This window comes from Streptomyces sp. NPDC048411 (genome assembly GCF_040704695.1).
Classification (GTDB): domain Bacteria; phylum Actinomycetota; class Actinomycetes; order Streptomycetales; family Streptomycetaceae; genus Streptomyces.
Window position 1 is genome coordinate 1 of sequence record NZ_JBEZKL010000058.1, and the last position, 11782, is coordinate 11782.

Genomic DNA, 11782 nt, shown 5'->3' on the forward strand with positions numbered 1-11782 from the left:
TTGCGATCGCCCGCACCAGCCACCGCCTGGCCCGCCCTACGGGCGGACGACGCTACTTTCGAAACACGCCCTAGCGCTGCGCCCCCGGCCACGGCCCCGGCGTGGCCACCTCCGGCTCCAGCTCCACCTTCGTGTCGAAGAGCCGGAACCCGCGCCGCAGGTAGTTGTCCATCGCGTGCGGGCCGTCCTTGGAGCAGGTGTGCAGCCACACCCGCTTCGTCGGCGTCCGCTCCGGCCAGCGCTCCGCCAGGTCCCAGGCGCGCGCTGCCCCGTAGGCGAGCAGATGGCCCCCGATCCGGCGGCCGCGGAACGCCGGGATCAGTCCGAAGTACATGATCTCGACGACGCCCTCGTCCTGCGGGTCCAGTTCGATGTACCCGGCCGGGGTCCCGTTCTCGTACGCCACCCAGGTCTCCGCACCGGGCCGGTCCAGCGCCTCCTGCCACTGCGCGTACGTCATCGAGAGCCGGTCGGTCCACTGGATGTCGCCCCCGACCGCCGTGTACAGGAACCGGCTGAACTCGGGCAGCGGCACCGCCGACCGTACGATCCGGATGTCGCCCTCGGGGGCTGCGGCGGGCCGCAGGTCGTCGGGAGAGGTCTGTTCCAGGGACCAGATGGTCACCTCGGCGGCTGTGCGTTCCGTGTTGCTCATGGCTGTCAGGGAATCATGCCGTGCAGCTCTGGCCAAAGCCTGTCCCGCGGTACGGACTGGAGGACTCCGGTTCTCCGGTCACCCCGTCGTCCGGGCCCTGACCACCATCGGAGCCGTCGAGTGCGGCAGCAGATCGCCCGGATGCTCCGGGTGGATCACCTCGACCTCGACGCCCTCGCCGAAACGGTACGGGCGGTGTGCCAGCACCTCGGCCAGGTGGCGCCGCATCCGCGAGATCTCGGCCCGGACCGTCACGGTCCGGGTCGCGTCGCCGAAGATGTCCTCCGCCAGCTCGGACGCCGTCCGCCCCTCGCGGTGCAGCGCCAGCACGTACAGCAGCTCGGCATGGCGCGGCGAGAGCCGCTGGGTCCAGGTGCCGACCGGGCCCACCACATTGACCACGAGTCCGCGCGGCCGGCTCAGGTCGAGGACCACCCGGCGCGGCGGACCGTCCGACGGGCCGTCCGCCACCTGCACGAGCCAGCCGCCGGGCAGTGGCTCCACCCGGCACATACCGAGCGACGGCAGCCACACCCGGCCCGGCTGCAGCGACTTCGGCAGCGGCAGCCGGGCCACCGGCGGCATCCCGGTGACCGCCGCCAGCCAGCCGTGCGTGTCCACCGCCATCGCCCGGCCGCCCAGCCGGGCGAGCAGCGGCACGGCCACCGACCGCAGCCGGTCGATCGCGATCAGGTGCCGGGTCCGGATCTCGCTCTCGGCGAGCCGGGCCACCGAACGGACCAGGGCGAGCGTCGTCGGATGGAAGGTGGACGTGGACCCGCTGATGTCGACGATGCCCATCATCCGGCCGTCCCGCGGGTCACGGACCGGGGCCGCCGCACACGTCCAGGGGTGCAGGCTGCGGACGAAGTGTTCGGACGAGTGGACCTGCACGGGGGCGCGCTCGGCGAGCGCCGTACCGATCGCGTTCGTGCCCGTGACGGCCTCGGACCAGGCGGCGCCCTCCTTCAGACAGATGCCGTCGGCCCGGCGCAGCACCCCCGGATTGCCCTGCCGCCACAGCACCCGGCCCTCGGCATCGGTGACGACCACGATCTGTTGTGCGGCGTCGGCGATGGAGACCAGCCCTTCGCTGAGCAGCGGCATCACCTCACCCAGCGCCGAACTCCGGCGCCGGTGCTCGATCTCGTCCAGCTCCAGCAGCACGCTCTCCGTGGACTGCTCCGGATCGATGCCACTGCGCAGCACCCGCTCCCACGAGGCACCGATCTCGGCCCGCGGCGCGACCGGCATCCGGTCGCCGGCCTGCTTCGCCTCCCGGGCCTTGTGGAGCAGGCGCGTGGCCCGCTCCGAGTCCATGGCCGCCAGCCGTGTCACCTCGGCAGCATGTGTCTCCACTGTCGAAATCCCCCCAGATTCGAGGGCCGTGTCGGCGGCCCACGGGCCCCATCCTGCCGTTGTGGGGTTCCCGATCGTGGGCACTCCAGGCAATGGTTGCAACCCTTTGCAACTCTGGCGGGGACCCACAGGTGCGTACGAGAGTGGCGTAACACCGCACGGCGGAGCCTGTGCCCTGTTGCTCGGTGTGCACAGCATGGAGGGTGGTGCCGTGTCGGCGCAGCACCACCCTCTGTCGCTTTTCCGGGCGGATCAGTGCGCGACGGGCCGTGCGCGCTCCACGATCGACGCCAGGTCCAGGCTGTGCGGCAGCGTCCCGAACGCCGCGCCCCAGTCCCCGCCCAGCCGCGACGCGCAGAACGCGTCGGCGACCTCCGGCGGCGCCCAGCGGACCAGCAGCGAACCCTGCAGTACCAGCGCCATCCGTTCGACGAGCCGGCGGGCCCGCGCCTCGATCCCGTTCAGATCGGCGAGTTCGGTCAGCATGTCCTTGATCGCCCCGTCCAGCCGGTGATCGGCACCGCGCGCCCTGCCGACCTCCTGGAGGAACGCGTTCAGCGCCTGCGGTTCGCGCTGCAGCGCCCGCAGGACGTCCAGGGCCTGTACGTTCCCGGAGCCCTCCCAGATCGAGTTGAGCGGCGCCTCGCGCAGCAGCCGCGGCATCCCGGACTCCTCGACGTAACCGTTCCCGCCCAGGCACTCCAGCGCCTCGCCCACCATGGGGGTGCACCGCTTCGTCACCCAGTACTTCGCCGTGGGCACCGCGATCCGCAGGAACGCGGCCTCCGCCTCCGAACCGGCGTCGTACGCGGCGGCCAGCCGCAGTGCCAGCACCGTCGCCGCCTCGGACTCCAGCGCCAGATCGGCCAATACGTTCCGCATCAGCGGCTTCTCGATCAGCACCCCGCCGAACGCGCTGCGGTACGTGCAGTGGTGGACCGCCTGGGCGACCGCCTGCCGCATCAGCGCCGCCGAACCGGTCACACAGTCCAGCCGGGTCGCCGCCACCATCTCGATGATGGTGCGGACCCCGCGTCCCTCCTCGCCGACCCGGCGTGCCCACGTCCCGTCGAACTCGACCTCGCCCGACGCGTTGGACCGGTTGCCCAACTTGTCCTTGAGGCGCTGGATCGCGAACACGTTGCGGGTGCCGTCGGGCAGCACCCGGGGCAGCAGGAAGCACGTCAGCCCGCCGGGTGCCTGCGCCAGTACCAGGAAGCCGTCGGACATCGGCGCCGAGCAGAACCACTTGTGCCCGGTGAGCAGATACTCGCCGTCGGCGGACAGCGGCTCGGCCCGTGTCGTGTTGGACCGCACATCGGTGCCGCCCTGCTTCTCCGTCATGCCCATCCCGAAGAGCACACCGGCCTTCTGCGCGGCGGGCCGGAGCCCCCGCTCGTACACCGGCGACGTCAGGCGCGGCTCCCACTCGGCGGCCAGCTCCGGATCGGTCCGCAGCGCGGGCACCGCCGCGTGCGTCATCGACAGCGGGCAGCCGTGCCCGCCCTCGGCCTGTGTCCACACCAGGAACCCGGCCGCACGCCGCACATGCCCGCCGGGCCGCCCCCAGGCATCGGTCAGCCCGGCGCCGACCGCGTGCCCGAGCAGCCGGTGCCAGGACGGATGGAACTCCACTTCGTCGATGCGATGCCCGTACCGGTCATGGGTGCGGAGCTTCGGCGGGTTCTCGTTCGCCTGCGTGCCCCACTCCTGGACCTGCGCGGACCCCGCGGCCCGGCCCAGGTCGTGCAGTTCCTCGCGCACCCCCGCCAGCCGTTCGGGCGCGAGATGCCGCTCCACGGCCTCGGTGAGCGCGCGGTCGGCCGCGAAGACGTCGTAGCCGACCAGCGGCGGGACCTGATTGGACACGGTGTGGGTGGTGGCTGCCATGCGGATACGGTAAGGATGTGCAGGCAGCAAATGAAACACCCGAGCGGCCACCGGGTCGGCTCCACCGGGCCCGAGTCCTCTACCGCAACGTATCCAAGCGGCAGATGGTCTGGCAGTTGCTCAAGGACACCGTCAACTCGTGCATGGAGTACCGCATTCTGGGACTCGCGGCCGAGGCGGCGTTCTTCACCCTGCTGTCCCTGCCGCCCCTGCTGCTCGGCCTGATCGGACTGCTGGGGTACGTCGACGAGTGGACCAGTACCACCACGGTCGCCTCCATCGAGCGCAATATCCTCAGCGCGGCGCAGACGGTGCTGTCCGAGCGGGGTGTCAACGACTTCGCGAAACCGCTCCTGGCGGACGTCACGACCGGTGCCCGGCCCGATGTCATCTCGATCGGATTCGCGATCGCGCTCTGGTCCGGGTCCCGCGCCGTGAACGTCTTCATCGACACGATCACCGTGATGTACGGCCTCGACGGCCAGCGCGGCATCGTCAAGACGCGGCTGCTCTCCTTCCTGCTGTACATCGTCGCGCTGTTGCTCGGCGCTGTCGTACTGCCGCTGCTGGTGGTCGGCCCCGACCGGGTCGTGGAGTTCGTCCCGTGGGGCACTGAGGTCATCAGCGTCCTGTACTGGCCGCTGGTGATCCTGCTGACGATCGCGTTCCTGACGACGCTCTACCACGTGTCCGTGCCGGTCCGGTCGCCGTGGATGGAGGACGTGCCGGGCGCGCTGGTGGCGCTCGCCATGTGGGTGGTCGGCAGCTTCCTGCTGCGGATCTATCTGACCAGTACGGTCGAGGGGCCGACGATCTACGGGTCGCTGGCCGCCCCCATCGCCGTGCTGCTGTGGATCGGCATCTCCGCGTTCGCGGTACTGGTGGGGGCGGCGGTCAACGCCGCCATCGACCGGGTGTGGCCGTCGGTGGCGACGGCCGCGGCACGTGCGGCCAACGACCGGGCGCGGGCTGCCCAGGCCGCGGAGCTGGTGGCGCGGACGAAGGCGGAGTGCGACGAGGACGGTGACGGTCCCTATATGCCGTCCGAGTTCCCGGAGCGGTGGTCGCGGTTCCTGCCGCCGGACGATGTGAAGTCCCGGCTGCTGCAGCCGAGGGGCGAGAAGGACATCGCCAAGGACCCGGCCAAGGATGCGGAGCAGGAGACGAAGAGGTCCCGGGAGTCCCGTTCGTAGCGGGGAGGCCGTAAGGGCGTGTTTCGAGAGTCCCGCCTGTCAGGCGACGCCTGGCACGCCCTAGCGTGGAGCCATGGGCGACACGTACGAGGAACGGCAGTCCCGGTTCGGCGGGGCGGTCGTCTGGACCCGGCAGGTCCCCGAGGGGCCTGTCCGGCCGGTACTGCCCGACGGCTGCATGGACCTGCTCTGGATCGACGGCCGACTGCTCGTCGCCGGGCCCGACACCCATGCGTACGAGCCCGCCGGGGCGACCGGCGGGCGGTTCACCGGCATCCGGTTCGCCCCTGGCACCGCCCCGGCGCTCCTCGGCGTACCGGCGGACGAACTGCGTGACCAGCGGGTCGAGCTCGCCGACCTGTGGCCGGCCGCCCAGGTGCGGGTACTCGCCGAGCGCATCGCCGATGCCGCCGACCCCGCCGCAGCCCTGGAGTCCGTGGCACTGCGGCGGGCGGCCGAGACCGGGCCGGCGGACCCGCTGATGCGGTACGTCGCCGTGCAGCTGGCGCGGGGCCGGTCCGTCGCCGACACCGCGCACGCGGCCGGTCTCGGCGCCCGCCAACTGCACCGCCGTTCCCTGGCGGCCTTCGGCTACGGGCCCAAGACCCTGGCCCGGATCCTGCGACTGCAGCGCGCGCTCGCTCTCGTACGGTCCGGAACGCCGTACGCCGAGGCGGCGCTCGCGGCGGGCTGTACCGACCAGGCGCATCTCGCGCGGGAGATGCGCGAACTGGCAGGTACGACCCTGACCACCTACTGCGAGGCGTTGGCGAACAGCGACACCGCGCAGCCGTCCGGGTCGAGGACCACCGCGTAACGCTGCCCCCACACGGCGTCCCACGGCTTCAGATGGCCCCGGTACCCGGCGCCGGTCAGATCGTCGTACACCGCGTCCACCTCCGCCGGACCGTCGCAGCGGAACGCGAGCCCGACCCGGTCGCCGCCCCGCGTACCGGACCACTCGGGGTCGTAGGAGCGGACGACGTCCTCGGGGTCCCACATGAGGCGCTGCCCGCCCGGCAGGGTCACTTCGACATGGGGTGCGGAATCCGCCCCGGCCGGGATGTCGAGCCCGAGCCGGCGGTAGAAGGCGAGCGATGCGGCCAGATCCGTGGTCGTGATGCCGATCGCGTCGAGTCGTGGAGTCATGGTCCGAACGTAGAACGGACACGCGCCACGGGTCTTGTACGAATCGGTCATCCCCATGCCCGGCCGCGGGGGCGTCGGGGCGGGTGGCCCAGATTTTCGGTGACGACCAGGGGGCTCGACCAGGTCACCGACGCTCCGCGTCGACTCCGTCCTCCGCCTTGCCATCGAAGCCCCACGACGCCGCTCGCTGATCCACTCCCTACCGCGGGGGAGGCCGTTACCGGGCCCCCCGGCCGGCGCCGGAAGACCCGCGGTGAAAGGTTGTCACATGCCCCTGAGAGCGGGTTCGAGGCTGGGCTCGTCCACCGGCGACTGGGGGGCGTCGTGATGCCTGAACAGTTTGCTGGGCCACCACATCCATCGACCCACGTCCAGGGTCAGCGCGGTGACCAGCACCGAGCGGACGATCATGGTGTCCAGCAGCACGCCGAATGCCACCGCGAACCCGAGCTCGGCCGCGAACACCAGCGGCAGCGAGGCCATCGCCGCGAAGGTACCGGCCAGCACCAGACCCGCTGAGGTGATCACACCCCCGGTGGTGGACAGACCCATCAGCGCGCCGCGCCGGGTGCCGTGCAGCAGTGTCACTTCGCGCACCCGGGTGACCAGGAAGATGTTGTAGTCGATGCCCAGGGCGACCAGGAACACGAACGTCAGAAGCGGGAAAGAGGCTTCCGCCCCGGCGAAGTGGAACACGTGGTTGAACATCAGACTGCTCACGCCGAGGGCCGCTCCGAACGACAGCACCACCGTCGCCATGAGGAGCAGCGGGGCGACGATCGCCCGCAGCAGCAGCGTGAGGATCAGGAACACCACGACCAGCACGATGGGGATGATCACCTTGGAGTCACGGGCGGCCGCTTCTTGCGCGTCGAGAGCGATCGCCGTGTTGCCGCCGACTTGAGCATCCGCACCCTCGATCCTGTGGACCGCGGTTCTGACCCGCTCGACGGTGCGCATCGCGGCCGTGCTGCTGGGATCGTCCTTGAGCTCCCCGAGCAGGATGGCCTCACCATCCTTGACCATCGGCGCCGAGACGTCAGCGACTCCTGGAACGCCGGACAGCGCGGTCTTCACCTGCTCCGCCGAGGCGGCCTTGGCCACGACGTAGATGGGGTCGCCCGACCCGGCCGGGAAGTGCCTGGACTGGATCTCCTCGCCGACGGCCATCTGCGGCGTGTTGGTGAACTGGTCCTGGGCGGAGAGCCCGTCGGCCTTGAGCCCGAACACCCCGATCGCCATGACGCCGAGGACGAGCGCGGTGCCGATCCACACGATCCGCGGTCGGCCGGAGACGGCGGTGCCGACCCGGGTCCAGAGGCCCTCGTCGGTCGCCACGACCGATCCGTACGACGGCTTGACCGGCCAGAAGATCCAGCGGCCGCAGATGACCAGCAGGGCCGGCATCAGGGTGACCATGGCGAGCAGCCCGACGAGGATGCCCACGGCACAGGCCGGCCCGAGCCCCTTGGTGGAGTTGAGGGTGGCCAGCATCAGCAGCATCAGGCTGACCGCGACGGTCGCGGCGCTGGCGATGATCGCGGGACTGGAGCGGTGCAGGGCCTCCGCCATCGCCTCGTGCCGGTCCTCGTGCCGCCCCAACTCCTCCCGGTATCGCGAGATGAGCAGGAGTGCGTAGTCGGTGGCGGCGCCGAACACCAGCACGGTCAGGATGAAGCTGGTCTGCTTGTTGACGGTGAGTCCGGCGTTTTTCGCCAGCAGGTAGATCACCGCTTCCGACGTGACCAGGGCGACGCCCACGGTCAGCAGCGGCAGCAATGGCAGCAACGGGCTGCGGTAGGTGAGCAGCAGGATCACGACCACCACCAACGCGGTGATCGTTGTCAGGCCGCCTCCTCCACTGAAGGCCTTGATCGAGTCGGATGCGTAACCGGCCGGTCCGGTGACGTGGAACCCGAGACCGCCCGTGTTCTCTTCGCCGACCTTGGCCATCGCGTCGACGACCTTGCCGATCCCTTCCCAGCCCGACTTGTCCTTGTGAACCTGGACCACGGTCTGGATGGCCTTGCCGTCCTGGGCCTTCACCGGGCCCTGTGGCCGCCCCACGACGTTTTCGATGCTCTTGAAGGCTTCGGCGTCGGCTCGGGCCTTGGCCATGTCGGCATCGGTGATGCCCTCGGGCCGGTCGTAGACCACAATCGCGGGCAGGGTATCGGCAGGCTGGAACTTCTCGGCTCGGTCGACGACCTTGGTCGACTCCGCGTTACTGGGCAGCCAGGCCGAATTGTCGTTCTCCTCGACGTCGCCGAGCTTGCCGGCCAGCATCAGGGCCGGGACCAGCAGGGCCACCCAGAGGGCGAGGATGACCCATTTCGCCACCCTGCCACTGGGCAGGGCCGCCATTTTGCGCATCATGTGGATTCCTCGGTGTTCAGTCGACGTGAGAGAGCTTGTCGGGATTGGCGACGACGTAGATCCCGCACACCTGGTTGCCGTCCGGAGTGAGGTCGAGGACGAGGACGGCGTAGAGGGTGTCGCCGGCGAACAGCAGCGCTGACGGGTCCCCGTTGACGCTGCGGTAGGCGATGTCGAGGCCCTTGCCGGAGCGGGGGGCGGCTGCGGCGAGCAGGTGCGCGACCTTGTCCCGGCCGTGGAGCGGCCGCTGGCCCGCCGGTGCCCTGCCCTTGCCTCCGGCGTCACCCCACAGGGTCACGTCCGGCGCCAGGGTCTGCAGGAGGGCGTCCAGGTCGCCGCCGAGCGCGGCGGCCAGGAACCGTTCGGTCACCTGCTGCCGGACGTGCGGGTCGGGCTCGTAGCGGGGGCGTCGGGCATGGACGTGCTCGCGGGCGCGATGGGCGAGCTGGCGAATCGCCGACGGGCTGCGTCCGAGGATTTCTGCGATCTCGGTGTGGGCGTAGCCGAACACCTCGTGCAGGACGAACACCCCGCGTTCCAGGGGAGTGAGGGTTTCCAGGATCACCAGCAGCGCCATCGACACCGACTCGGCGCGCACCGCCGCGTCAGCGGCATTGTCGGGGACGTACGTGTCGGTGAGGGGGCTGACAAGCGGTTCGGGCAGCCATGGCCCGACGTAGGTTTCACGGCGACGACTGATGGTGGCCTGATGGGCGAGGGCCCGGTTCACCACGATCCGCACCAGGTAGGCGCGCGGGTTGCCGATCGGCTCCGCGCTCGACGCCTGGTTTCTGGCCGTCCACGACAGCCATGTCTCCTGCAACACGTCCTCGGTGTCAGCGACGCTGCCGAGCATGTTGTAGACGATCGAGAACAGCAGTTCACGGTGGTCGTGGAACACCTGTGTCGCGGTGTTCGCTACCGGATCCGACGCCGCCTCCTGCGGGCTGCCTTCGCGCGAGGCGGCCTGGGAGTCCGGCGAGGGGTCGTACATCGTAGGGCCTTCCGTCGCGGGTGCATTCCGAAATGAGAGCGATCACGGCACCCGGAGTGTGACATCCATCCCCGAAATGTGATCTACATCACATCAATTACCTGCGATGTCAACGGTGATGTCGTACCGAGACGTCGTCTCGATCGGTGGCCGGACGTCTGACTTCGGATGGCGAAGAGGAGTCTGGTTGCGATCTTGCAGGGGTGCGGCCCCTGCTCCAGGACTGCACCCCCGGGATCCGCCGGACCCGGCTCGACAAGGCCCTGCACACCTGGTCGCTCGCGTTGCTTCGAGGCGGTACTCAAGCACCCAGGGCGAGGAACTGGCGGGCGCCGCGCAACGTCGTGTGCAGCTTTTGCTGGGTGGCGCGACTGTCGAGGCGGACATCGAGCGCCCCGGGAAGCATCAACCGCCTCAAGAGGCACCGGGCGGTGGGCACCAGGTACGAAGCCCTGCGCTGTCTCAAGCGCTACGTCGCCCGAGAGATCCTTCGACTGCTCACCAGCCCCAGTGCGAGCCCCGCGATGCACTCACTCGCAGCTTGACATCCATAGAGGCATCAAGCTCGCGAGAGGCATCAAGCTCGCGGTGCGTTACGAAGCGACCGTCCTCGGTGCGGCCATCAGCGAACGGCTGTGACCACCTACCGCGGGGCATCCGGCCGTTGCGCGTGTGAGCCTCAAGAAAACATCGCTGCCAGATGGTCCCACTCCGCGTCCGGGTCCGTGAGCCGGTTCAGCCGTGCCGGTACGTCGAACCCGACCAGCAGCACCACGATCACCGTGCCCGCGAACGTCAGCACGGCCAGCGCCCGGCCCAGGTCCATGCCGGAGGCGAGATGCGCCCCGAGCACCGGTGCGACGGCGCCGCCCAGCGCTCCCACGTTGTACGTGAAGCCGAGCGCCGCGCCCCGGCTCCGCGTCGGGAAGTGGCCGCCGATGTAGCGCGGCAGCAGCCCCGAGATGCCGAAACTCGTCGCCTGCAGCAGGAAGAGCAGGACGCCGAGCAGCAGCAGATTGTTGTGCACGGCGAAGACCGGATAGACGAACGCGAGCGATGCCAGCAGCGTCAGGGCGTACGCCTTCTTCGCGCCGATCCGGTCGCCCAGGAAGCCCGCCGTCCAGCAGCCGACCATCGTGCCGAAGCCCGCGAAGTAGAGGACATCGGTGACCTGGTCGGGGGTGTAGCCCAGCTCCGTCTTCAGATACGTGGGCAGCAGTGCCTGGATCGGCCACGTGTACAGGAACGCGAAGAACAGCGTCACGATCATCGACAGGTACAGCAACCAGCTGCGCTTCCCGCCCAACTGCACGGCGAACGCGGCGAGCGTCAGGCCGGCGACCACCGACAGCACCGGCACCATCCCCGTACCGGCCGGGGTGAAGATCATGAAGAGAGAGACGGTGGCGAGGACGACGAGCATCGTGTTGACGGTGGCCTGGGCGCGGGTGACGAACAGCGGCCGGAAAGGATTGGGCTTGGCGCCCTTCTCCGCGACGGACTCCGTCCACTCCTCGGCCTCCGGGAGCGCTCGCCGCATCCACAGGGCGATCGCGATCGGGATCAGGCCCAGGTAGAACATCCAGCGCCAGCCGAGCGACGGCACGACCCAGGTGTAGACCTGTGCGGCGAGCACCGAGCCGACCGAGAAGCCGGAGATCAGGAATCCGCTGGCCCGGCTGCGCAGCTTCGCCGGCCAGCTCTCCATCACGTAGGTGGAACTGGCGCTGTACTCACCGGCCATGCCCATGCCGATGGCGAGCCGGGCGGCGAACAGGCTGTGGTAGTTCCAGGCGAACCCGCAGGCGAAGGTGCCGAGCGAGTACAGCAGGATCGACAGGATCATGGAGAGCTTGCGCCCGAAGCGGTCTCCGACGGCGCCGAGCACCGCACCGCCCAGCCAGCGGGTGATGAACGCACCGGAGATCAGACTGGCCGCCTGCACCGTGCTCAGACCGAAGTCGTCACTGATCTCGGTGAGGACGAGAGTGATCAGCACGAAGTCGAAGCCGTCGAGGACATAACCGATCCAGGCGGCGAAGAACGACTTCCACTGGGCGGGGCTCACCTCGCGGTACCAGGGGAGCGTGGGGGGTGTGGTGGTCTGCACGGTGTCTCCAGGATGCGGCACGGCACTCGCCCTCGAGTGACCGCCCGCGTGGTGGG

Annotated in this window: 9 protein-coding genes and 1 pseudogene; 2 read left to right on the forward strand and 8 right to left on the reverse strand. The window is 69.8% G+C overall.

What is annotated here, in order from left to right; genetic code table 11:
- Positions 1-70: 70 nt before the first annotated feature.
- The 3 genes from AB0915_RS21070 to AB0915_RS21080 form a co-directional block, all read right to left on the reverse strand.
- Positions 71-655, reverse strand: a complete 585-nt coding sequence (locus AB0915_RS21070; RefSeq protein WP_366692533.1) for a GNAT family N-acetyltransferase — start codon at positions 653-655, stop codon at positions 71-73.
- Between the two features lie 78 nt (positions 656-733).
- The gene (locus AB0915_RS21075) at positions 734-1975 is read right to left on the reverse strand and encodes a GAF domain-containing protein (RefSeq protein WP_366692567.1); all 1242 of its coding nucleotides are present in this window, start codon (positions 1973-1975) and stop codon (positions 734-736) included.
- A gap of 291 nt (positions 1976-2266) precedes the next feature.
- Positions 2267-3904: an acyl-CoA dehydrogenase family protein gene (locus tag AB0915_RS21080; RefSeq protein ID WP_366692534.1), complete on the reverse strand. Its 1638-nt coding sequence runs from the start codon at positions 3902-3904 to the stop codon at positions 2267-2269.
- Positions 3905-3921: 17 nt separating this feature from the next.
- Here AB0915_RS21080 and AB0915_RS21085 point away from each other — a divergent pair, with 17 nt between their 5' ends.
- Complete coding sequence (locus AB0915_RS21085) at positions 3922-5097, forward strand: YihY/virulence factor BrkB family protein (protein ID WP_366692535.1); 1176 nt, start codon at positions 3922-3924, stop codon at positions 5095-5097.
- Between the two features lie 73 nt (positions 5098-5170).
- On the forward strand, positions 5171-5914 hold the full coding sequence (locus tag AB0915_RS21090; RefSeq protein WP_366692536.1) for an AraC family transcriptional regulator: 744 nt from the start codon (positions 5171-5173) through the stop codon (positions 5912-5914).
- Here AB0915_RS21090 and AB0915_RS21095 read toward each other — a convergent pair.
- The 5 genes and pseudogenes from AB0915_RS21095 to AB0915_RS21115 all read right to left on the reverse strand — a co-directional run bounded on the left by AB0915_RS21095 (position 5851) and on the right by AB0915_RS21115 (position 11726).
- Positions 5851-6297: a VOC family protein gene (locus AB0915_RS21095; protein ID WP_366692537.1), complete on the reverse strand. Its 447-nt coding sequence runs from the start codon at positions 6295-6297 to the stop codon at positions 5851-5853. The two genes, AB0915_RS21090 and AB0915_RS21095, sit on opposite strands and share 64 nt — an antisense overlap.
- 213 nt (positions 6298-6510) lie before the next feature.
- Positions 6511-8622, reverse strand: coding sequence for an MMPL family transporter (locus AB0915_RS21100; RefSeq protein ID WP_366692538.1), 2112 nt, complete (start codon positions 8620-8622; stop codon positions 6511-6513).
- Between the two features lie 16 nt (positions 8623-8638).
- Positions 8639-9616 (reverse strand): RNA polymerase sigma factor SigJ, encoded by a 978-nt coding sequence (gene sigJ / locus AB0915_RS21105; RefSeq protein WP_366692539.1) that lies wholly within the window; start codon positions 9614-9616, stop codon positions 8639-8641.
- Positions 9617-9917: 301 nt separating this feature from the next.
- Positions 9918-10019: pseudogene (locus AB0915_RS21110) on the reverse strand (dTDP-4-dehydrorhamnose reductase); the annotation flags it as partial.
- Between the two features lie 276 nt (positions 10020-10295).
- Entirely contained in the window at positions 10296-11726 is a 1431-nt protein-coding gene (locus tag AB0915_RS21115; protein ID WP_366692540.1) for a sialate:H+ symport family MFS transporter, read from the reverse strand.
- Positions 11727-11782 lie beyond the last annotated feature (56 nt).

Excerpts from the sequence above, each read along its gene's own strand:
- AB0915_RS21080 (WP_366692534.1), bottom strand. The coding sequence starts at position 3,904 with ATGGCAGCCACCACCCACACCGTGTCCAATCAGGTCCCGCCGCTGGTC.
- sigJ (WP_366692539.1), bottom strand. The coding sequence starts at position 9,616 with ATGTACGACCCCTCGCCGGACTCCCAGGCCGCCTCGCGCGAAGGCAGC.
- AB0915_RS21075 (WP_366692567.1), bottom strand. The coding sequence starts at position 1,975 with ATGGACTCGGAGCGGGCCACGCGCCTGCTCCACAAGGCCCGGGAGGCG.
- AB0915_RS21070 (WP_366692533.1), bottom strand. The coding sequence starts at position 655 with ATGAGCAACACGGAACGCACAGCCGCCGAGGTGACCATCTGGTCCCTG.
- AB0915_RS21100 (WP_366692538.1), bottom strand. The coding sequence starts at position 8,622 with ATGATGCGCAAAATGGCGGCCCTGCCCAGTGGCAGGGTGGCGAAATGG.
- AB0915_RS21090 (WP_366692536.1), top strand. The coding sequence starts at position 5,171 with ATGGGCGACACGTACGAGGAACGGCAGTCCCGGTTCGGCGGGGCGGTC.
- AB0915_RS21095 (WP_366692537.1), bottom strand. The coding sequence starts at position 6,297 with ATGACCGATTCGTACAAGACCCGTGGCGCGTGTCCGTTCTACGTTCGG.